The 25,187-nt window shown below is 30.9% G+C and carries 13 protein-coding genes; 4 read left to right on the forward strand and 9 right to left on the reverse strand.

Features of this window, described 5'->3' with window-relative positions; translation table 11 throughout:
* Positions 1-22: 22 nt before the first annotated feature.
* Positions 23-241 (reverse strand): hypothetical protein, encoded by a 219-nt coding sequence (locus tag ACXAHM_RS13865; RefSeq protein ID WP_474961045.1) that lies wholly within the window; start codon positions 239-241, stop codon positions 23-25.
* Positions 242-725: 484 nt separating this feature from the next.
* On the opposite strand from ACXAHM_RS13865, the gene ACXAHM_RS13870 reads away from it, so the two are divergent.
* Positions 726-6,050 carry a sulfatase-like hydrolase/transferase gene (locus ACXAHM_RS13870; RefSeq protein ID WP_474961046.1) on the forward strand — a complete coding sequence of 1,775 codons (5,325 nt, stop codon included), beginning with the start codon at positions 726-728 and terminating at the stop codon, positions 6,048-6,050.
* 387 nt (positions 6,051-6,437) lie between these two features.
* On the opposite strand, the gene ACXAHM_RS13875 is transcribed toward ACXAHM_RS13870, so the two are convergent.
* The 4 genes from ACXAHM_RS13875 to ACXAHM_RS13890 all read right to left on the reverse strand — a co-directional run bounded on the left by ACXAHM_RS13875 (position 6,438) and on the right by ACXAHM_RS13890 (position 9,544).
* The gene (locus ACXAHM_RS13875; protein WP_474961047.1) at positions 6,438-6,740 is read right to left on the reverse strand and encodes a hypothetical protein; all 303 of its coding nucleotides are present in this window, start codon (positions 6,738-6,740) and stop codon (positions 6,438-6,440) included.
* A gap of 204 nt (positions 6,741-6,944) precedes the next feature.
* Complete coding sequence (locus tag ACXAHM_RS13880) at positions 6,945-7,190, reverse strand: hypothetical protein (protein ID WP_474961048.1); 246 nt, start codon at positions 7,188-7,190, stop codon at positions 6,945-6,947.
* A 504-nt stretch (positions 7,191-7,694) separates the two neighbouring features.
* Positions 7,695-8,567: a DUF808 domain-containing protein gene (locus ACXAHM_RS13885; protein ID WP_474961049.1), complete on the reverse strand. Its 873-nt coding sequence runs from the start codon at positions 8,565-8,567 to the stop codon at positions 7,695-7,697.
* 122 nt (positions 8,568-8,689) lie between these two features.
* On the reverse strand, positions 8,690-9,544 hold the full coding sequence (locus ACXAHM_RS13890) for a haloalkane dehalogenase (RefSeq protein ID WP_474961050.1): 855 nt from the start codon (positions 9,542-9,544) through the stop codon (positions 8,690-8,692).
* Positions 9,545-9,794: 250 nt separating this feature from the next.
* Between ACXAHM_RS13890 and ACXAHM_RS13895 the strand changes: the two genes are divergently transcribed.
* Positions 9,795-11,204 (forward strand): hypothetical protein, encoded by a 1,410-nt coding sequence (locus ACXAHM_RS13895; RefSeq protein ID WP_474961051.1) that lies wholly within the window; start codon positions 9,795-9,797, stop codon positions 11,202-11,204.
* A gap of 63 nt (positions 11,205-11,267) precedes the next feature.
* Here ACXAHM_RS13895 and ACXAHM_RS13900 read toward each other — a convergent pair whose 3' ends face one another.
* On the reverse strand, positions 11,268-13,562 hold the full coding sequence (locus ACXAHM_RS13900; protein WP_474961052.1) for a carbohydrate-binding protein: 2,295 nt from the start codon (positions 13,560-13,562) through the stop codon (positions 11,268-11,270).
* A 390-nt stretch (positions 13,563-13,952) separates the two neighbouring features.
* Between ACXAHM_RS13900 and ACXAHM_RS13905 the strand changes: the two genes are divergently transcribed.
* Positions 13,953-15,437 carry a hypothetical protein gene (locus ACXAHM_RS13905; protein WP_474961053.1) on the forward strand — a complete coding sequence of 495 codons (1,485 nt, stop codon included), beginning with the start codon at positions 13,953-13,955 and terminating at the stop codon, positions 15,435-15,437.
* 1 nt (position 15,438) lies between these two features.
* Here the strand turns inward: ACXAHM_RS13905 and ACXAHM_RS13910 are convergent, their stop codons facing one another.
* Positions 15,439-15,744: a hypothetical protein gene (locus tag ACXAHM_RS13910; RefSeq protein ID WP_474961054.1), complete on the reverse strand. Its 306-nt coding sequence runs from the start codon at positions 15,742-15,744 to the stop codon at positions 15,439-15,441.
* A gap of 241 nt (positions 15,745-15,985) precedes the next feature.
* Between ACXAHM_RS13910 and ACXAHM_RS13915 the strand changes: the two genes are divergently transcribed.
* Positions 15,986-17,020: a dipeptide epimerase gene (locus ACXAHM_RS13915; RefSeq protein WP_474961055.1), complete on the forward strand. Its 1,035-nt coding sequence runs from the start codon at positions 15,986-15,988 to the stop codon at positions 17,018-17,020.
* Positions 17,021-17,038: 18 nt separating this feature from the next.
* Here ACXAHM_RS13915 and ACXAHM_RS13920 read toward each other — a convergent pair whose 3' ends face one another.
* On the reverse strand, positions 17,039-23,854 hold the full coding sequence (locus ACXAHM_RS13920; RefSeq protein WP_474961056.1) for a PKD domain-containing protein: 6,816 nt from the start codon (positions 23,852-23,854) through the stop codon (positions 17,039-17,041).
* A gap of 24 nt (positions 23,855-23,878) precedes the next feature.
* Entirely contained in the window at positions 23,879-24,946 is a 1,068-nt protein-coding gene (locus ACXAHM_RS13925; protein ID WP_474961057.1) for a PorP/SprF family type IX secretion system membrane protein, read from the reverse strand.
* Positions 24,947-25,187 lie beyond the last annotated feature (241 nt).

The raw sequence follows: 25,187 nt of genomic DNA on the forward strand, positions 1-25,187 counted from the left end.
TTTTCTTTATCTCATTACATTTTTAATCTTCATCAATACTTTCATTCTCATCTGAAGATGAAGAAGAACCAGTACCAGTATAAACTTTATTTTCTCGATCAATAATTGTTCGGTCATCTTCAATGAATCTAGCAGGTAAAGCATCATCATTTTGACCCTCTGGACCTGGGTCATTACTGTTGCATGAAAATGTTAAAAAAGAGATAGTCACAATAAAGAATAGGGTAAGAATTCTAGGCATTGTAATAATAGTTAATAAGTAATAAATTAATTTGAACTATTGAAACTAACGAATTTTCAATAAAATGGTTTGTAAAATACTGACAATTAACATAATAGGTTAGAAAAATCTAATAATTGCCATGAATCATCAATAATATCTTCTTTAAGCGTTTAATTTTACAAAATAATACACTGATAGTTTATGAGTGTACAACAAGTAAATTCATAACCATTTAAAACATCATTTTACCAGTTAAAAAAATATTAATCTTCAATGATGGTAAATTTAATTTTAGTGTTGAAATACACACCTTTGTATTGTTTTTTTACGTTTACAGCATATTTTTAGTATGTCTTCTTGTTTGACTAATACAATATTGACCAATAATAAGCATGCATATACTAACATATTGCAGTCTTATTTTTTATAGAATAATAATATTGATATTAGATTTTTGAAAGGTGTAAAAATTACGCTGATTGTTCAATTACTTTTTAATGAAATGAAGAAACTATTACTATTAACTATCAATCTACTTCTGTTCATTAGTACATCTTTTGCCACCACATTATATGTGAGTGCTGAAGGAAGTGATACTGAAGGTGATGGTAGCATGGAAAATCCATTTGCTACAGTGGCACATGCTTTAGATCAAGCGGCTGAGAATGATATTATTCATGTTTCTGGATTAATTACAGAAAATGCAATTAGTATCATGAAGTCGATTACGCTTGAAGGAGACAATCCAAAAACTTCAATTATTCAAGGGCATGAACTGACTCCAACTGAAAGGTTATCAAATAATGAAGAACCTTTAGCGAACCAAAGAGTGATTACAGTTAATACTACTAATATTAACGTAATCATAAGAAACTTAACGATTCAACATGGTTTTGAACTACAGCAAGCTGGTGGTTTATATCATAATAAAGCAGGTTCTGAATTAACAGTTGAAAATTGTAATTTCATTGATAATTATGCTCAAAGTCAAGGTGGGGCAATCTCTGCAAAAGAACTTTTAACAATACGTAATTCATCATTTATCAATAATAAAAGTGCAACACATTCTGGTGCATTAAATAATACATCTACAAATATTGCTTTAACGATTGAAAACTGTCTTTTTTATGGCAATACAGCAGGTGGTAGCGGTAATGGTGGTGCCGTTAGAGCCAATTCAAGAGATATTACTTTGGTTAATAATACATTTGCTTTTAATAATACTGAAGGACAAAATAAAGTAGAAGGCGTTAATATTTTCACTACTAACCCTGGTGAAGGATTAATGGCAAAAGCAAAAATCATTAATAACCTTTTCTTTAATAATGTAGAAGAAAATGATGATAGAATAGATGGTGAAGATTTTTCAACAACAAGTGAATTATTTACAGAATATCAAGCGGAAGGAAATATTTTTTCTTATATCCATGCAACAGCAGATCGTAACATTTTTGATTTATCTACTAATTTTCATGGAAGTGAACAAGTAAAGAGCGATAATATTAAATTTGGTGAGCTTCAACAAGCTGATAATGGACTATACATATTACCTGTTTACCCTACTTCAATCGCAGATAACATGGGTAGTGCTCAAGGTACTACAAATGATGCCGTTGATTTTGTAAAAACAGGAAAAGATATTGGACATATTGGTGTAGGTGCAATAGCTTTATCACCAATTTTTATTACGGATCAATACCAAAATTACGCTGAAAATCAAGAAGGTTTAACGATAGAAATGTTGTCTTCTAATAATGCAAGTGTTTTAACAATCACTGGAGGAGAAGACCAAGATTTATTTACACTAAAACAAAATAAATTAGCATTCAAAACACAACCTAGACAAGATCAACCCTTAGATTTTGATCAAGATAATACTTATAAAGTTGAAATCACTGCAACAGAAGGAGAAATTTCTACTACTCAATTGTTTGAATTAAGTATCGTAGGAGCTAAGCTTAATGTTGTCATGATTGTATTAGATGACTTGAATGATTACATCGGTTTTATGGGTGGACATTTACAAACGAAGACTCCTAACATTGATAAATTAGCTGCTTCTGGTGTTTCATTTATGAATGCACATTCAAACGCCCCTTTATGTGATCCATCAAGAGCCTCTTTCTTAAATGGTATTTTACCAATGACCTCTCAACATTTTGGAACGGGAAATAGTAATTGGAAAAACAATGAAGTACTAAAGAATTCAAAGTTAATTTCTGAATACTTTATGGACAATGACTATACTACTTATAAAACTGGTAAAATTACTCATTCTACATCAGGTGAAGATAAATGGTGGGATTTTGTACATGAAAATTCTCAAGATTATGGACCAGTAGCTTATAATGGTAATGGAGCCACAACACATGATGCATCTGCACATCAAATGATGGATGTGGGTGGTGCTTTAGATGGCGTATACGGTCGATTATCTAATATTCCAAGAGTGAGAGCACATACTTCATATACAGAGGCAACAGGACAACGTTATTATGAAGGATGGTACAGTACAACTTCTGATGTTCCTTTTAGATATGTTTCAGAAGAAGATCGAGATCAAATGCCTGATGAAAAAAATACAGATTGGACAGTGGCCAATATTCAAGCATTAGATCAGATGAATAGTGATGATCCGTTCTTTATGGCGGTTGGTATTATTCGTCCACATTCACCTTTTGTTGTGCCAGATAAGTACTTTGATATGTTCCCGTTAGATGAAATTGAATTACCTGAAATTTACATCGATGATAAGGAGGATTATACGTACAACAGAACTAATCGAGGTCATGAAATTGTAGATGTTTTAGAAAATACACATGTTGATAAAAATGAAGGGTTAAAAAAGTATTTCCAAGGATATTTAGCCAGTGTTGCATTTGCTGATGAAATGGTAGGTCGTGTAGTAGATGCTGTAGAAAATAGTCAATTCAAAGACAATACAGTCATTATGCTATTTAGTGATCATGGTTATTTAATGGGTGAAAAAGATTATGCTCACAAAAATAACTTATGGGAACATTCTACTAGAGTTCCTCTAATTATTAAGTCGCCATTGATTGATGAAACAAATGGACAAAAAGTGGAGCATCCTGTTTCATTAATTGATATATACCCAACATTACAAGATATGTGTTCACTTACAGGTGATACAAAATTTAATGAAATGGGAGCTGATTTGGATGGACATAGTTTAAAACCGTTCTTATATGATGTAAATTCAACTCAATATCAAGGGGATGAAGTTGCACTTTCGACTACAGGAAATTGGTTCTTCAAAACAACTGACCGTCAAAATTATAGTATTAAAAGTAAGCGTTATCGTTATATCAACCGATTTGATAATCAAGATGAATTGTATGATCATCAATATGATCAAAATGAATTTATCAATGTTATCGATAACCCTGCATATGCAGAAGTTTTAGAAGCGTTTCATCAAAAATTAGAATATAAATTACGTCCAAATACAGTGGTAAATGATGAATTAGAAAATACTGCAGGTGCTTTTGATGCAAGTGAAAACTGGAAAACATTCTCTAAAACATGGGGAATACCTTATAGTAACGACAATACACAAATTCAACGTAAAGAAGAAGGAGATACCTATTTGACATATGAAGTTACAAATCCAGGTAAATTAAGTTTTGAAACTTGGGTGCCGATTTTGACAATAGATGGAAAGAAAGTTCTTCAAAACTTCGGTGAATGGAAAGTGGAAGTATCAGAAGATAATAGTAATTGGACAGCGATAGAACTTTTAGAAATAGTTGGTAATTATACATGGGACAGTAATATTCTTACATATGAAAACCTTAATGCTTTTCCTGAAAACACAAAATATATCAAGATTTCATTAATTGGGAATGGAGATGATCACTTTGCGGCTTCAATCGGTAAAGTATTAGTATATGAAAACAGTGATAGAAATACAGATATGAATTTGGATGAAATTACTGTTGATGTTGATCCATCTCTCTTTGAAATTGACCCAAGAAAAATACGTACAAGTGAAGCTATATTGCCGGTTATATCAGACGATTTTAGTGAGTATGGTAGATATTATTCAAAATCTCAAAATACTTATTTGACAGATGATGAAGGAAATGGTTTTCATAAAGACGGACAACGTCTAGTAAGAAATTCAACTGAAGATGCTGAAGTGATTTACCAAGTAAATGAAATGGGTTCATTTAGAATAGAGGTAGTTGAAATTCACTCAGGTTCAAACGTTGCCTTAAATGATACAACATTAAAAGATCATATCGTTGAGATTGCTGTTTCTGAAGATAATGAGACGTATTTATCAATTCCAACAAGACATGTCTCTCTTGCCATAGAAGATGTTTATAATAATGGTGTAGTAGATGAATGGAGACATTCTCAAAAATTTGCTTTAGTTCCTGCAGATAATATAGTAATTCCTGAAGGAGTGAAATTCGTAAAAGTTACTATTAAAAATGGTCTTGAGAATACTAACCCATCTGCATGGAATTTACAGTTAGGAGGTGTCTATTTTTATAATAATTACTTAGTAAGTGGATCAGCTCCAATGGAAAAGGAAAAAAAGGAGCAAACAATATCAATTGAAGAAATAGAAGATAAGTTGACTACCGATGGTTCGTTTGAAGTTATCGCAACAACTACTTCTGATTTAGCATTAGATTATGCAATTGAAGGTCCAGCAACTTTAGATGGAACGACAGTTTCATTAACTGCAGAGGAAGGAACAGTGACTATAACGGTTTCACAGGAAGGGAATGAAGAATATAAAGCAGCTTCTAAAGCAATTACTTTTGTAGTAACAGCTCCAATAATCGAAAAGAAATCTCAGACAATTACCATTGAAGAAATAGAAGATAAGTTGACTACCGATGGTTCGTTTGAAGTTATCGCATCAACTACATCTGGTTTGGTATTAGATTATGCAATTGAAGGTCCAGCAACTTTAGATGGAACGACAGTTTCATTAACTACAGAGGAAGGAACAGTGACTATAACGGTTTTACAGGAAGGAAATGAAGAATATAATGCAGCTTCTAAATCAATTACTTTTGAAGTAACAGCTCCAATAATCGAAAAGAAATCTCAGACAATTACCATTGAAGGAATAGAAGATAAGTTGACTACCGATGTTTCGTTTGAAGTTAACGCATCAACTACATCTGGTTTGGTATTAGATTATGCAATTGAAGGTCCAGCAACTTTAGATGAAACGACAGTTTCATTAACTGCAGAGGAAGGAACAGTGACTATAACGGTTTCACAGGAAGGAAATGAAGAATATAATGCAGCTTCTAAATCAATCACTTTTGAAGTCAGTGAACCGGAAGTTCCTGTGAAAAAAGATCAAGAAATTACAGTAAATTCAGTCGAAGATAAGTACACTTCTTCTGAGTCATTTGAAATAGTAGCATCAACTAATTCAGGATTATTATTAAGTTATAAGGCTGAAGGACCAGCTTCAATTTCAGGAAAAATCGTGACATTAACTGGTGAAACGGGTATTGTTACAATTACAATTTCACAAGAAGGAAATGAAGAATATAATGCAGCTGAAGAAATAATTTCATTTGAAGTAAAAGAAGATATTCCTACTTCAATTGAAGGTTTAGAAAAGAAGATTACTGTCTATCCAAACCCTGCAAATAATATCTTAAATATCAAAGGGTTAGACAAGACGGAAGAAATTGTTATTATTAATTTAATTGGACAAGAAGTAAAGAGTGTTACTACTCAAAAAAGTATTGCTATTTCTACATTACAAAAAGGAATTTATTTCTTGAAATTTAATGGAAATATAAGTATTCGATTTATTAAAAACTAATAACTATTTAAAAGAAGTCAGTAAATCTATTTGCTGACTTCTTTTTTTAATGTTTGCACAATGTTACATGTCAATATAATGCTATTGTAAAACAAAATAGTACATGTTTAATATTCTAGAATAGTATAGTTTTACATTTATACATTAAGTTGTTACTTTTTACTTTAAAAGCAACCAATAGCTTTTTAAACAGCTTAATAATAGACTAAGAATTAAAACATAAACCAATGGAGTAAGATATTTTAAGATACTATACTTCATTTTTTCATTTCATTTATTCTACTCCTTATAGTTATGCTATTAAGGAGTTTTTTGTGTTTTGTTATTTCTTAAATAAGCATCTTATAAAAAATGGCTGCCATACTAAATTGTATGACAGCCATTCTTTTATTCTGCAAACTCTGATTTCTGTATTGTTATTTCATTTCCAACCTTCAAATCATAGGTTTCATATTTCTGTTGATAAAGTTCTTTTACATATAAGACATCTTTCCAAGTGACAGTTTCAGCAGGCAAGTCCAAAGCCTTAAATAGTTTTCTGGTTAACTGGAAGTAGCCATCTCCATATTCAACAGTCAAAATGATTGATACAACTGTGTATTCTTTTGTTGTGTTTTTAGTTTCTGTAGCAAATGAATTTACTGAGAAAAGGAGAGTAGTGGCAAGGAATAAGATCAAAAGATTTTTCATAATATAAGTGTAGTTGTTTTGTTTATCATTAATGTATTACAAATATAATATACAACTACATATATATGCAAGAAATTTATATAAAAATATTGACATAATATATTGATTAACAATTAGTTAAATACATATAATTGATTATATCTATTTAACATAATCTTAATTATATTTACAACGTATATGTAAATACATTAGACATTTAAGATATTATGAATACATAAGTGCAAGAATTGACAACATTATAAATAAATTGATGAGTAAAGATTTTAATGAAATCTTTTTAAAGAGTAAGGCTAAGATAATTACTGCTAACCATAAGAATACTACAGTATAAATAAGCATGATACCTAATACAGCGTCACCAATACTTTCCATATTTGTATTAATGACCAACAACATTATACTTGTAATCGCATTTAGAAAAAATGTAAATTTAATATCATGGTTATTCATATGACCAACTTTGATTTACATTTAAGATATAACTATTAATTTGTTATATAATAACTTATAGAAAAATTAAATACTGAAATATTGGAATTTTGCATTTCTTGAGAAGTATTGTCTTCAAAATAATACGTTTCTATAATACCATTACTCAATAAATTCAGTGTGGAAAATTTTAATTTTAATGCATCATCTAAAAATGTTTTATTAACGCTAAAATCTACCGAAAAATATAAATTCTGAATTGTTTGTACATGATATATTTGAGGTTGAAATACATTATCCAAACCGACAGTAATTCATTTTTTCAGTGATTAAGTATTAGTAAACTTACCCATTTTATTAAGCATAACTAGCTTTTAATTTAACTTCTACCCTATTTTCTGTTTGATTAAAATTTAAATAATTGGCTTCTATTTCTTTTAGAATAGTTATTTTTTAAGAACAAAAAAAAAGAGCAATTCATATAAATAAACTACTCTTTTTAGACATATTATTATTAAGATAGATTTAGTTCTTCTTTTTTACTACTTTCTTTACGCCTTCTACAATAATGTAAGCAATTGTGCCTACTACAAGCCCAGAAAGGAGTTCGCCAATTAATAAAGGAAGACTGTGAAGTAGTTCATGTACTTGATGTATATTATGTACAAAAATACCTCCCGCTACTAAAAACATTGCTACTGTACCAATGACGGTAAGTGCTTTGATTACCCATGGTAATGCTTTTACTAAAAGAATACCAAATCGTGAGATCAAATTTTTCTTCCCATGAGTAGATCGAACAAGTGCCCACCCGAAATCATCCATTCTTACAATTAAGGCTACAAGACCATATACTCCCACTGTGGCAATTAATGCTGCAAAAGAAACGGATAAAATCTGAACAGTTAGGTCCTCTTCCATCACTGAACTTAAAGCAACAATTACAATCTCTATTGAAAGGATAAAATCAACAATTATAGCACTTCTAACTTTACTCTTTTCATCAGCAATAGCTTCTTCTTCAGAGAAGTTTTTCTTCGTTTCTAGTACTTTTGTATGTCCCTTTGTAAAAACATAATGGTATACTTTTTCAGCACCTTCCCAAGAAAGGAAAATGCCACCGAAAACCAAGATTGGAGTGATAGCCTGAGGTAAGAATGCACTTAATAAGAATGCCATAGGCAATACGATAAGCTTATTCAGAAAAGAACCTTTACAGATTGCCCATAAAACGGGAATTTCTCTTGAAGCCTTAAATCCTGAAGCTTTTTCTGCTGTTACCGCCAAGTCATCACCTAAGATTCCTCCTGCTTTTTGTGTTGCAACTTTTGTAGTTACTGCAACATCATCCATAATTGCCGCTATATCATCTAATAGAGCGAAAAATCCTGAAGCCATTAAATATGATCTACTCGTTTAAAATTTGTATTGAAGTTCTAGCGTTGATATCTTTTACAATATCAGCATGCAAAGTTATTACTTAAAGACCTGAAAATAAAGTCTATAATTATATATTCCTTTTAAAGAGAAGCAATAAATGTTTTAATTGACTCCCCTATTAATTCTGGATTATCTTCTTGTATAAAATGTACCCCATCACCGATATTTACCGTTTCTAAATTTGGAATGTTTTCAATAATCCAATTTCGTACAGGTTCAGGCATGAATGCACCTGGTTCAGCGTAGCAGAATAATTTAGGAATAGTAGATTTTGACAATACATTTCTATAATTTTCGACAACTGATGCCATTAACTCTGGCTTACCATTTAAAGGAACTTGAGATACCCATTTCCAAATTGGTCTTCTACTTTCAGGAGTTGGGAATGGAGCGGTATATCCTTCCATTTCTTCTTGAGTTAAATCTCTAGAAACCCAAGTAGGCATTACATTTTGTAAGAAGATATTATCCTCACAGATCATTTTCCACCCTTCTTCTCCTCTTAACTGAGTGAAGAACTCAATTGTACCTTCATCGAAAAATGTTCCAACATCTTGGATAATTCCTTCCATAAAGGCAATCGCTTTTACATTTTCTTGATGCTGAGCAAAATAATGGAAACCTAATCCAGAACCCCAATCATGTAATACTAAAATTACATTTTCAAGACCTAGTGTTTCAATTAGTTTCTCTACATAAAAATATTGTTCAGGGAAAGTATAATCCAATTTAGGTTTATCTGATTTACCCATTCCAATCAAATCTGGAACATAGATAGGGTGCCCTGTTTGTTCAACAATTGGTGCAATATTTCTCCAAATAAATGAATTTGAAGGGTTACCATGTAAGAATAATACAGGAGCTAGACTGCTTTCTTCATTTACGGATAATACGTGCATATTTGAACCATGCACATTTACATATTTTGATTGCATTAGATATTAGGTTAATGTATAAATCTGTAGTTGCTTTATCGGTTGCAAAAGTACTCTTTTTAATGTTATAATAGAGGTTTGTTCATTTATTTTCTTTAAATTCATGAACATAATTTACCCTAAGCAATTGAAATAGAATTTATTATTGTTTTTATTGTATCCTACTTTTCTTAATGAATTCATTTACTTGTTTGATGTTATAGGTTTTGTATAAGTATTGACTTTTGCCCAATTATAAGTATTTCTTTTGATGAAAAATTTAAAGCTTCTATTGTTACCTCTTCTATTTACTTTTTATGCTTGTCTTGAGGATGAGACTTCTAAGATAAATTTAACGGATCAATCCCATACAATTTCATTATCCTACAAAATTACCGATGATAATAATGGGAGTGCATTCAACCCTCATTTAGATTTTAAAAAAGATGGTTATCAAATCACTTTAGAAGATAAAGACGGATTTATACAAAGTAAATCCGTTCAATTAACAGAGGATGGTAGGGTGAAAAACTTCAACAAAATCAATGGTACTTATTCCCTTTCATTAGAGAATAAGAAATTTGAAGCTATTTCTTCTGATTATATATTAGAATTAAGTGAAGTCAATTATCAAGATACAACAGCACAATTAGTTTTAGAAAACTTGTCTTATGCCTTCATTGATGTGTATCATGGTGTAAAAGAGAACGACAATGTATCCGTTGGATATTATAATTTAGATGGTGAATTTATCATAAAAGACCTTTATAATAATTCAGTTGAAAAATCTTTTAATGAAGATATTGGTGAAGAAGTAATTTCAGAATTTAGCAAATTTGCTTTTATCAATATCAACCAATTAAGTTCTAATGTTATTACTGTTTATATAAATACTTATGAAGGAATTTCTTATGAAAAAACATTTGAGATTTTATTAAATGAAAAATACCTTTTAAGAGTTCCGAATAATGAAGAATATACTTCAAATGCCACGATAATAATTCCAGGTTTCAGTAAAGTCATTAAAGAAATTGAAATTGAAGAGGGATACACGACTATAGATGATTTTCAATTACAATCAGGTTTAGGTGAATATCAGCCTTTGAAAAAAAATGGCAATTTATGGTCTATTACAATAGAAAAAAATAACTGGCATGGCTATATGTATAGTTTAAAAAACTTAGCTAGTAAAACACATTTTGGGCCTAAAAATATCGAAAATAAAAAACATGGTTTTCTTCAAAAAATGTCTGATTCTAGCCAAAATGATGCAGACGATTTTATTCATATACCTCTTGGAGCTACTTTTACATTTAATAGTGAAACCTATGAATACTCTATTAATATCCCAGAAATTGAGACTTTATATATTGCATCGGGAAACAATACTTCCATTGGTCTAAGTGATTGCGGATATATTAAAATGAAAGATGATGGAGAATACCTTACAGCTAATTTTAAAGTTTTTTCAAGTGATTTAGCCAATATTTCTCTTTTTTCTGGAACTAAAGTAAATGGAGAATGTAAAATCAATGCATATACTGATTATGGTTTTTATGAAAATAAAGTCAATAAAGGGAAATATAACGGAATAGATATTTATGTAAAAGGTAATTATACTTTAAAAATTAATAAAGCTACACATGTTTATAGTTTACAATCAGATCAGATTGCACAGTAAAAAAAGAGTCACAAAATGTTTGTGACCCTTTCTTGTTCAATATGAAATTTACATGGATATAATTTATTTTTTTATGAATTTCTTAGTAAAATGATTACCTTCTTTATCCATTATTTTTAAAATATAAAGGCCTTTAGAAAGTGTGTTAATTTCAATTTTATTTGTATTAAATAATTCAATTTCTTTTTGTCCATTAATGGTATAAATCTCTAATTTATCAATCCTATCCTGATAACTTATTTTAATGAAATCATGAGCAGGGTTTGGATAGATTGTCAGCTCTTTTTCTAGTTGAACAAACTTACGTCTGCCATTACTTTGAAGCGGAGTTAAACTAAGCCAATTTAAATTAAATCCACCTTCTCTGATGTTGATCGCTATTTCATCTAGTTCTTCTGGAATAGTCACTTCTGTTGAAATAGTTTGCCAATTTTGCCATCCACCCGTAGAAGGTATAATGGTATTAGAAAATAAAGTACCACCTCCAGCTTTTTCAAGTTGTAATTCACCTCCATCATTTTGTGATGCAATTCTATAATTAACTTGATAATTACCTGCAGGTATATTTGCCTCATAAACGATCCAATCGTCTCTATCTGTCCAACCAATATTTTCCCCACCTTCACTACAAGGTTCAGTCTGTATTCCTTCCATTCTTACAAAACTTTCTGCTTCTATATGGATTGGATCTAGTACTGGAATTTCTATCTCATCTTTTGTAAATCGAATCCAATTTACATTATACCCACCAGTAGGAACACCAATCGCGAAAGTTTGTTCTCCGGTATTCAATTGAACAGAGTGTGAGATCGTTTGCCAATTTTGCCATCCACCAGTATTGGGTACATTAACTGAACCTAATAAAGTATTTCCACTATTTTGTTCTAAATTAATAATACCTCCGTCTGTATTACTTGCTACTCTATATTCCACTAAATAATTGCCGGCTTCCAATACATTAATTTTATAAGCAGCCCAATCACCTGTGTCTATATATCCAATGTTTTGGCCACCTTCTGAAGAAGATTCTTTTTGAATTCCTTCAGATAAATAATAGTTCTCTGCCTCTACTGTACCAGGGATATTTACTGCTTCTACTTCTGTAGATGTAGAAGTTGGTTTGTCATATACTCTTACATAATCGACCTCCATTCTTTTAGGCCAAATACTAGAATCTACACCAAGAGCTCCTCCCCAATCTCCACCAACAGCTATGTTTAAGATAAGATGAAATCGTTTGTCAAAAGGCCATTCAGCAGAACCACCATGTTTAAAATGAGTAAAGTATAGTTCATCATCAATAAAGAAATCAATTTTATCTTCATACCAATTAATAGCATAAATGTGAAATTCTGTGTTGTAATTGTATTTTTCAACTTTACCTGCAAGTTGGGTATTTAGACGATGATTATAGGCTTCAGTATGTACAGTCCCATGGACAACATGAGGATCATAACCTACATTTTCCATAATGTCAATTTCACCACTATTAGGCCAACCTCCATATTCCCAGTCTGTAGGTAACATCCATATTGCTGGCCAAGTACCATTTCCTGGTCCAGGTAATTTTGCTCTCACTTCTACCCTTCCATATAACCAATCCCCTTTATTTCGTGTCACCATTCTAGCAGAGGAATATTCGATATTTTGATGCCAATCTCTTCTAGCTTCAATAATTAATCGACCATCTTCAACTCTTGCATTTTCTAATCTACTTGCCGTATAATTTTGTAATTCATTATTTCCAAAACCTCCATTTCCTGTGTCATATCCCCATTTTGATGGATCAGGTAATCCTGTATAATTAAATTCATCTGACCAAACTAATTGAGGATCATCTTCAGATTGTAATGAAGTTGTGATATGATTAAAATTAAAATCTCCTTGATCAATAAAAAAGGTTATTTCATTCTCACCTTGATTTAATGCAATATTTGAAATTGATATAGAATTCCAATTTTGCCATCCACCAGTACTAGGAACAGTGACAACTTCTGAAATACTCACACCATTTGCTTCTAAGTGAAATTGTCCTCCATTTTCTAAAGCTGCAATTCTAAAAGCAAAAGTATAGTTTCCAGTTTCATTGATAAAAACATTATATTTTAAGTACTCACCAGTTGAAGTCCATCCTACATTAAACCCTCCTTCTTCACATATTTCAATATCCACTCCATCGTTTTTATATACTCCGCCTTCATTAATATTATCCGTATCAAAATAAGCATTGTAATTTTCAGCTTCAATAATACCAGGTATCTGAATAGAAAGATTTTGTTGTGCATTAGACATTATGGAATGCCCCAAAAATAGTGTGGTAAACAACCAAAAATGCATTAGTTTTTGTCTAGTTTTCATTTCATTTAATTGATTTAGTTAGTGAGCCATTATAATTGGACTCCTCTTAATTTTTACTTTTAAATAAGATGTAGTGAAGTGATATAAATTCACTTGTATTGAATTTAAATTCCCTCATAGCTTTCATGAAAAACACTTAATGGACTGACATTAAGCAAGATGAATTTAACAATGTTTCATCTATTAACTCTAATGATTCTTTTAACAAAAAAATGAGATTAACATAAATGTGAAAAAATGTAGTAAAAAGAGATAATATATGTAGTAATAATTTGAAGGATAAATAGAATGAGTTCATTTGTATAAATGAACTGATGTTTCATAGGATTAAAAATGGGTGTGGCTAAAAGAATCATATGAATTGATTATCTTAATAGAAACCCAAATTTTATGAACTCAAGATTACTTACCTTATTACTGCTTATTAATTCAATTTCGATTGGTTTTGCACAAAATGTTTTTGTACCAAATACAAATAGGTTTTCATCTCTTGCAGATTGGCAAGAACCCACAAATTGGATAGATAAGAGTGGTAATACTACTACCTATCCAACGGGAACAGATATAATCTCTATTGAATATACAAATGACATAGATTCTTTAGTAATTGATTTTAATCTTGATGATGTTAGTACAGAATTATCCTTTCAATATTTAAAATATGGCAGTCATTTATTAGTCACTGAAAATGGAACGGCAAAACTTAAGTTTATAGATGTTGATGCCTACCTAATTCATCTTTTGGTATATGGTAATTTACATGTTAAAAGTGATGCAATATTTGTTTCAACTCAGATATTATTTGAAGTGAACGGAACTTGTACGATAGATGGAGATCTTACTTTTCAAAGTGCTGCAAATAACCTTTATATTCATGAAGAGGGAGAGTTATTTATTGGTGGAAATTTAAATTCTAATAATGGAGGAAGAAGTTCATATAGAAATTTTGGATTATTGAATATTGGAGGTGATTATATAAATAAAGGTGGAGCAGTAAATTATGTTGGACTTAATGCAACAACAAGAATAGAAGGCAATCAAATCTCTATGGATGGTGGTGGAGGAAGCCATGAAGTATATGGAGCATTAAATATTGAACAGACTTCTGATTTGATCGGTAATGAAACCATTTTTGTAGCAGAGTCAGGAAGTTTACATATTGGAGGAGATATAATTTTATCATGTTGGAATACTATTAACGTTGATATTAATGGTAAGTTTTCAGTGGATTCTCAAACATCATGTATCATTAGAGATGCTAGTTGTAGTGAATATTCAACTAATTATCAAATGTGCAAACGCGTGAAAAGTATAGATCTCCCTGTTGAAATGTCACAGTTTTATGGAAAAGTTGAAAATGGCTATAATACTTTATATTGGGAAACTTTATCTGAACATAATAGTGATCATTTTGAAGTAGAATATTCTACAAATCAAACTGATTGGATTACACTAGATACAATTCAAGGAGCAGGAAATATTAATACTACAACAAAATACAGTTACATCGATACTTTGTCAATTGGAAGATTTTATCGATTAAAACAGGTTGACTTTGATAATGGCTTTAGATATTACGGACCAATTGTTTTAGAAAACAATGAACTTAACCTTAAGGTTAAGGCCTATCCTAATGTCGTTTCTGAAGGTATCTTGATTAATTTAGAGGTTACAGGTGTGATTGATAATGAAAAAGTAACTGCATATTTAGTGAGTACACATGGTAAAATTATTAGTGAAACTGTTTTATCAGTTAATATTCAAGGAAGTTTTTTATCAAGTTATTTAGTACCTAGTGTACCCTCAAGTGGAATTTATATACTAAGAGTAATCAGTCATAATGCAAAAGCTGACACCAAATTATTGATACATTAGTCTATTTACCCATAAATTTCTCCATCATAGTTACATGTTTTTTAAAAGCTTGTACCTTCTCTTTACGCTCTTGAATTAAATCATTTTCCATTAATATAACTTCTAAACCATCTTCAGGAGCATTTCCACATGCTAATTTTTTTTCACCATCGATGATCACAAGACAAGATTCACAGGTACCAAATTTCCGTATTGTTTTGTAACATGGGGCTGTTATACCCTTCTTTACTCTTCTTATACTGTCAACTAATGTTTTATCATTAGTATCTATTCCTATTTCCTCTTTATCTAAAAAAAATGAACTCATTTCGATGTTATTAAAAATTTATGCAAAATTAATGTAAAAATCTATATTATAAACTATACAGTTGATTAGTATATAATATTAATAACATTTGAATAAACAATTTCAATTTAATATTCAAATTTTAAATGCATATATAAAGAATAATTAATATATCATAGGATATTTACTTCAATATTTTTATTTGTCTTTAAATAATGAAATCGTTAAATTCTAATAGAAAATAAATAATGATCATTATTCTATGCTTAAACTTGAAATCTACCCTACTACTTTACATCTCAAGCATACTTTTAAAATTGCTCATGATAAGAGAGATTTTCAGAAGTCAGTAATTATAGAGTTAACAGACGGTTTAACATCTGGTTTTGGAGAAGCAACAGAGAATAAGTTTTATGGTGTCAAAGCAGAGGATATTATTCATAATTTAAAGCAAATTCAATCGTCTATAAGTGCTTTTGATGCATTAAAACCAGAAGAATTTCATCGAGAAATAACTACTTTATTAAAAGACAATTCTTTTCCTATATGTGCTTTAGATGAGGCATTTTTAGACTTTTATGGGAAGAAAAATAACATTAAAACCTATGAATATTGGGGTTTAAAATTACATGAGAATTTACCGCTTTCTAATTACACTATTGGATTAAGTTCAATAGAAGAGATGGTATTTAAAATGAAAGAAATAAATAGCCCTATTTATAAAATAAAATTGGGTACAAATGAAGATGTAAAAATAATAAAGGAATTAAGAAAACATACAAACTCTTTATTCAGAGTAGATGCAAATTGTGCTTGGAATACTGAAGAAACAATTCACAATTCAATAGTGATGAAGGATCTAGGAGTAGAATTTATTGAACAACCCATGCATCCTGAAGAAGTAGATGGAATGAAACATGTTTATTCAAAATCTGTACTTCCAATAATTGCCGATGAATCATGTATTTCAGAAAATGATGTTCAGAAATGTGATGGACTTTTTCATGGTTTAAATATTAAACTCACAAAATGTGGAGGTCCTACTGTAGCTTTACGAATGATAGAAAATGCTAAAAAATTAGGTTTAAAAGTGATGATAGGATGCATGACAGAATCATCTGTTGGGATTTCAGCAATTGCACAATTATTACCATTACTAGACTATGTAGATATGGATGGTGCCTTATTGTTAGACAATGACCCAGCTTGTGGAGTGACAATAATAAATGGAAAAGCTAATTTTAGAGAACTTTATGGAAATGGCGTAACATTAAAAAAGTCACTCCATTCTCTATAATGAAGTGACATAATCTCTTTATCGAATAACAGTAATTGAATTTGCTTCTCGATGTTGTGAACCATCTAGTTCACTTATAAAATCGATGGTGTATGTATAAACCCCACCAGGTACTATTTTACCCCTATACATTCCGTTCCAACCATTACCTTCTTCTCTAGCTTCAGCAGAGTTTTGATATTCTCTACTAAAAATAATTTCTCCCCAACGATTGAATATATTTAATTTGATATTCAAAGCATATCTTGATCTAATCACAAATTCATCATTTAAACCATCATTATTAGGTGTCATTGCTGTTGGTGTAAATACTTGTGGTGGACAAAGATCAACGACTTGAATAGATGTATTGGTTTCGCAGGCAGTTTCAAAACTAGTATCAATAATTTTAACCGTATAAATACCTTCTTCATCTCTAAAAACAGACGAGGTTGTTTCTTCAGTATCTTCCCATAAATAGATGAAATTAGAGTTGTTTCCTGGAGCTACAATTTCTATTTCACCTCCAGTTCTAAAACAAAAAGTGGTATCTGAGTTTGAAAATTCAGGAGGCATTGGTCTAGTTATTACTGTAAATGTTCGATCAAAAGTACACTCTTTTCCACTTTCATGAAGTACTGTATTTGTCACAGTATAATTCCCAGCTACATTAACATCAATGGTTGGCTGAGTACTACCATTTGACCATACGAAGTTTTCAATTACTCCTTGGTATTCGCCAATTGTACCATCTAAAGTAATTTCTTCACCTTCACATATTTGAATTTCTGTAATTTCATCTTGAATTCCTGGTATCACATGAACAGTCACAGAATCAAAACTTTCACAGCCCAATTCATTCCATACTTTTACAATATATACTTCATCGACTTCGGGTGAAACATTGATCGTAGGTGAAGTTTCATCAGAATGTGCCCATTGATAAGCTACTCCTCCTCCAACATTTAATGTAATACTTTCACCGTAACAGATATAGGTATCTTCTGTAATACTGATTTCTGGTAATGGATGAATAGTAATTTCATCAGTATAATTTGTTGAACATCCATTTTCAGTAGTTACTTGAACAAATACCGAATACGTTCCTGCTGATGCAAAAGTATGATAAGGAGAAATTTCGTTGTTTGTGAAATGAGGTGTAGTTCCATCATAATTAAAATCCCATTGCACTGAAGTAATCTTATTATCATTCGAACTAATCAATATATTTTCAAAAGTTGATGTATTGACAAAGTGAGCAGGAATATTCAAACAAACATCTTCTGCAGTAAAACTAGTTTTTGGTAATTCAAATACGGTTACTGTCTTTGAAATTGTTTCTGAAGAACACCCTCCTACAGGTTGAACTCTGAGTTGTACATTATGAGATCCATAAGTTTGAAATGAATAATTTAATATAGGATCAGTCGTCACCGTATCTCCAAAAGTTCCCAATGTCCAATGATATTCTATGGCTAATTCTTCATTTTCTATACTAGAAATAGTTGCGTCTAAAGTTGTAAATTCACCTAAACAAACTTGAGATGCAGTAAAATCAGCCTTTGTTTCTGGGTCAAATATTTCTACAGTTGAAGTCGCTTCACATAAAGTAGGGTGAGTATTGTCAGTGATTGTCACAGTATGAATACCAACTTCATTTACGCTAATTGATGATGTTGTCTCACCGGTATCCCATAAGTAACTATAATTTGGATTTTCTTCAGCTTGAATTTTTAATGGTCCATCAATAAAACAGTGAACTAATGTAGTCGGTAATGCTTGTGGTAATGGTCTGAATTCAACCTGTATCTCTTTTGTAAAAGTACAGGTTTTACCACTGATATGGGTTACTGTATTTGAAACTTCATAGGTACCGCTTTCTGTTACCACAATCGAATTTGTTGTTTCACCTGTTGACCATAACATTTCTTCTGTTGTATTCTCATAGGCCAATAGAGTTCCATCTAATTGAATCGATTCGCCTTCGCAAGCTTCAAAAAATGTAATTTCAGACGAAAATCCAGGAATGACAAAAACCTGCACTGAGTCCAAAGTAATACAGTTATTTTCATTCATTACTTCTACATAAAAAGTACTATCAGAGGTTGGAGTTACAAGAGTATTTTGATTTGTACTACCACTACTCCATTGATATGCATTACCACCTGTAGCATTTAAAGTAATTGATTCACCAATACAAATAAATGAATCTTCTGTTGTTGTAACTTCAGGTAAGCTGTAAACTTCAATGTCTTTCACCAAAGAATCAAGACATCCATTCGTTGTATACACTTCCATCTTAACAGTATGAAAACCCTCTGAATTAAAAGAAAAAGTAGGAGAAAAATCTTCTATAATTACTTCATTTTCTTTATCTCCATAATTGAAATACCAAACTGTTTTTTCTATTTCGGGTGAAGAATTATTAATTGCCACCCCTTCATAAGTTGTAGTATTTGTGAAAAGGTTTTCCTCACCAAAACAAACATTTGAAGTTGAAAATGCTAAAATAGGTAATGGTTTAACAGTTACTGTTTTTTCAATTGAACTTGGAGTACAAGTATTTTCAGAAGTTACAGTTAATTTAATAGAATAATCCGCTGCATTCTCAAGATAAATATCAATAATAGGTGATGTTGTTAATGTATCTCCCCAATTCTCAATCTCCCAAAAATAACTATCAATACTACCCCTTGTGTAATCTCCAAAATCTGAATTAGAACCATCTAATACAAGAATGTCATTTAGACAAATCGCATCAAAATCGTTTAATTTAGCTTCAGGAATAGCATTAAAAATTACATTCAAAGTATCTCTTCTTATTGCGACTCTTTCAGTGTGATTGTTAGCACTATTAGCCTTATCTATATATTCAGCATCTATCCAAGATTCAATAATAAATTGTTTACCTTCTTCTAAATCTGGATTAACCATAAATGCTTCACCTGTTTTACCATATGTAAATGTGACCTCACTATTGTTACCACCTTCAACATTCGATATAGGATTTCCTTCTTCATACCATTGGTAAGAAAGTATTCCAGAATAAGAATAATTTTCATTATCGATATTGGCTACTGTAAAATCAGGATCAGCATAATCAATTGTAATATTTCCTTCATCAATACAGCGTTCAATATCTGATACCGTTCTTTTGGGAGCTGTTAGTATATTAATTTCACCTTGTGGATTGGCAGGATATCGACAACCTTCTTCATCAATAAAAATTACACCAGGTGTAGCAAGACGATCATTTAGTGGTAGGCTGTCATACACAAGCGTAAGTTCTCCATCTGTAGTTTCACTTCTACCATCACCAGAAAACCATAGATAATCAATATTACCAGAATTAACACTGGCATAAGAAGGAGTTCCTACAAAGTGAGTCTCAAATGGAGCATAACCAGCCCTTTTTGAAATGGTAAATTCCCCTCGAACACCACCTACTGTAATTTCAATTTCATCACTTGTAAAAGTACAATTTTGTTCATCAACAACCATTAATGAAACATTATAAATACCCGCTTCAAAAAAGTAATTTAAAATACCTTCATCTGTATCTAAATATAAATCAAGATCAGCATCTCTCGTGATATGCCAAACCCATTGTTTTATTGGAACTTCACTACCATCAACATATTTTCTTGGAGTAGAATTACCCACTAAACTATTTGCTTCATCTGTGAAATTTATAGAACCTCGACAAGCTAAAGCAGTAACATCGGGAGTAAAATCTGCAATACCTATTGGTAACTCTGGAACATCCAAAAGTAAAGCTTCTTCTATACTACAATTATTTTTATCTTCAATTTGAAGCCAGATTTTATGTTCACCAGCACTTAAATTATTGATGATAAATTTCACATTATTAGCTTCAGATTTATCCATAGTGAAATCTGTAATTTCTGTTCTAGTTCCATCAGTTAAATTTTCACTAAATAACTTATATGAAGCACTATGCGGTCGTTGTAACTTAGATCTATCTAGCTTGGGATCAATAGTAGTAACTACATAATCACATTCAAATGCATAATTAACATGAGTGTCTACATCTCCAAAATTAATAGTTGGTTCAGTCACAATGATGTTCTTTTGAAAAGAATAATCACAAGCATCTGAATTTAATCTAAACCTCACTTTATATCTGTCATTCTGATCATTTAATGGAGTATTAAAATCATATTCAAAATCTAATGCTTCAGCTAAATCACTTGGATCATTTCCTTCTTCGAAATGAAGTATATTATTATTATCACCTACTACTTCCCATCTCCAATTAAAAGTAGTAAGCGTAGTATAATCAATTGCATCTACTGATAAATCAACATTAAATTCTTGTAGAGATGGTGTACTACCGTCTAAAAGACAAATGGAATTAATACCCGTTATACCTGTAACTTGTATATCGAATACTTTAATATCATTTACTCTCTGAGTTTCCATACAACTTCCTGGAGTAGTAAAATTAACTTCTAATTCAACATCATAGCTACCAATCTCTGTGAAAATTATGTCTGGATTTGCCTCTGTAATAGGGCTTCCTGGAAATGTATAAGGATTTCCATCTTTATAAAAAGTCCATAAGAAAGTAGCATTTGAAGCATCAATTCCATCACCTGGATCAAATGTTATTGTTGTATTAGCACATAATGCAAAATCAATATCAGGTGACCAAGTAATATCTAATGCTGGGTTAGCTAATGGTGTATATTCTAATGTATAAATATCATAACATGTTGCATTACTAGCCGTTAGTTCAATAGTATATACTTCATTTGGTCTTATATTTTCTGCTATCTTATCATATAATTTGAATGGTGTTAAATCAGAAGTTGTAAAATTATATTCATCTGTACCAACTGATACTCTCCATTGATAATCTTCGGTCGCTCCTATTGATAAATTTTCAATTGTCAATGAGTTAATTTGACATAAATCATCCATATCAACGGTAAATTCTGCAACTGGAGGAACAACAGTAATGATTTTAGATACAACTGGTCCTGTGCAACCATTATAAATTGCTCTTAATTGTACCGTTTGATCTCCTTCTACATTGGCATATGTATTTTCACCATTATAACTTCCTACCCAACCATTTCCATAATTCCATTCATACCTAACATCATTGGGATTAATTCCTAACGCAACAAAATCTGTAGTTGCTGGAGTTGTATTAGTGAAAGTCGCTAATTCATAATTACATACGGGTGATTTATCTACATCAAATGATGGAGTAACTTCATATCCTATTTCAATATCTTCTTCAACAGTAACAATACAACCCTTATTGTTTTCTAAATAAAATAGCACCTTATAATTACCGTGTGTATTAAAAGTGTGGGTATAGTCTTCTGTATTTGAATTATTAATTAAAGTACCATCACGATATAATTCCCAACGTACTGAATTAATATCACTTGGATCTATTGTAGTCCCGAAAAGAGTACTTATATGCGAAAATGTAGTAGTAAAGCCTACACATCCTCTAAAACCATTATTACTTTGAATAGTAGAAACGATAGGTTGACTTTGTACCGTAATCTCATCGATTGTACAACTACTACCATTTCCTGTTGCAATTAAACGAATCGTTTTTGTGTTATTTCCGTTAAATGTAAAATTAGCTGTGGGGCCATTTGCCGTTTGCCCGTCACTTGTTTCCCAACTTAATGTATAATCAATTGATAGATCACCTAAATTATTAACAGATACAGGAACAAGATAAGGATCTTCACAAAACTGTGTTTCGGCATTAATTGAAATTGAATTTGGAAGTAAATCAGGAACTATAAAACTTTCTGTTTCTTCACAACCATCATATTCAGCTGTAACCGTTATGTTTTCTCCACTATTCGTAAATGTTCTTGAAATAGTAGAGGGTAAAGTTCTTACTAATTCTGTCCCATCATTAAAAGTCCATTTAATTTGTTGTCCATCTAAAGATGAAGGTAATTGGGATTGAAGTTGAATAGTGTAGGTATTACAAAAAGAAGAAGGATAATTGATAACGAATAAATCTGTTCCAACATTTAAAGCCACAACAGCTTCTTGTTCAAATGTACAACCACCTTTTTCTCCAATAACTTTTACAGTAAATGTCTCTGCAGATGAACTATTAAAAGTATGTGTTATTGCTGTATTGTTGCTAACTTCAATAGTTCCATCTCCAAAATCCCACGTATATACTACATCAGTTTTACCATTTAATACCGTGAATGTTTGTTCTAAAGAGTTACTACAATCGTGCCCAACTTTAGGTGTAATATCAAAGCTGATATCTCCTGCAATATTAATGATGTTTGTTCTTTGCACATCAAAAGGACATCCATCGATTGTTTTGCCTTCCATCACAACAGTGTATGCACCTGGACTAGTAAAATTATGAAAACCTTCATTTGGAATTGTATTTCCATCCACTAGAAATCTAATTTCTTCATATTCAAAATCGGTACTTGCAGTAAATTGTATTGTTGTTCCAACACAACCTTCATTCGTAGATAATGAAAAATCAGAACCACTTGGTATACCTGTAACTTCAATAGAGGCCGAAACAGTAAAATAATCCGTTCCAATTTTATATTGTGCTGTTATTGTTTCTATTCCCTTATTTTGAAAAAGTAGCTCAGGATTATCTTCAATAGAAGTTCCTCCACTAAATGTCCATAATATTTCATCATATGTAACTCCTCTCAGCGAAAAGAGGCCACTAACATCTGTACATCCTTTTAAAGGTGTTCCAGAAGTTAAATTATATTCTAATCCGTCGGTATTACTCTTTATCCATATTTCTTGAGCGAAAAGTGTAGAAATATTAAAAAGTAAAGTGATTGTTAGTAGAGTTAATTTATTCATCGTTTTACAAAGCCTTTATTTATATTAAAGATTAGGAACAGGACATTCATCAGTTGGAACACCCATCTTACTTTTCTTTTTCTTTCGTCGATAATCAGGATAAAAATTAAAATTATAAGTAAGTGATAATTCATGAGAATTTCCTTCTGAGAATTGCAAACCTCCTATTGGAATATCAAAGCTATACCCCAATGTTAAACGCTTTAATTTAACGCCACTCATCACTGTAATTGCATCATGATTAAATTGATTAGGGTCTTCATTTTCTTTTAATAATAAACCTCTATACCAAACTCCAAAAATGATTGGATGATAATCAAAGTTGGCTCCAACGCTCAATTGATCATTTTTCCCTTGTGATTGATAATGTAACATGAAACTTAGATATTTATCATCATAGTTGGCTACACTGCCATGCCATTTATATGAAAGTGGTAATCGATATCCAGCCTGTAAACTGTAGCGCAATGGTAAGTAATCATTACCATTATTAAATCTAGAAATTGTAGGTTGATTAATATGATAAAAAGATACACCCAACCAATAGCCTTTACCATATAACATAGTTCCAGCTGAAAAATCAGGATAGATAATAGATTCCCTATCTACTCTATCTTGTGTGGGATTTCCAGTTACACCATCATCATCAATTTGATCACCAAACAATAAATTATAAAAGCCAAGTGAAGATTGTTCAAAACCCATTTGTAAACCAAAACTCAAAGTATATTCTTTTGATACTTTGAGTTTGTATCCACCAGTGACATTGACTACAGTTCTGTCTAAAATAGCACCACTATTTTGTGCCATGATATCTTGTTGAATTTGTCCACCGATTGAAAGTCTTTTATTTGCTAATGGTGTATCAAAGCCTCCTATAAATGTCATGTAATTAGAAGGCACTCCTGTCCATTGATTTCTATAATTAATATTTGCTCTTCCATCTCCTCCACTACCTACTAAAGCAGGATTTAAATATAAAGGGGCTGCATAATATTGTGATAACTGTGCATCTTGGCCGTAAGTATTTAAATTTAAACATAATGTAATTATTAACAGTACAAAACAGAATTGATAGTAGTATTTAATCAAAATATGAAATTCGTTAATAGATAGATTTAAAAAAATAATACTATTTATTATTAGCATTGTTCTATCAATTACAATTCTTATTCCGTTTTTATAATTACTATGTAATTATTTGAATTAAATATTAATTTAGTTGCAAGTTGCAACTTATAATATTATAATTAAACAATTACTAATGTTTAATATTTTATACTAAAAATCATAAAAGTTGATACAATTACAATAATGCCTAAAATTAATGAAA

Source organism: Flammeovirga sp. AWQ4_249 (assembly GCF_056161045.1).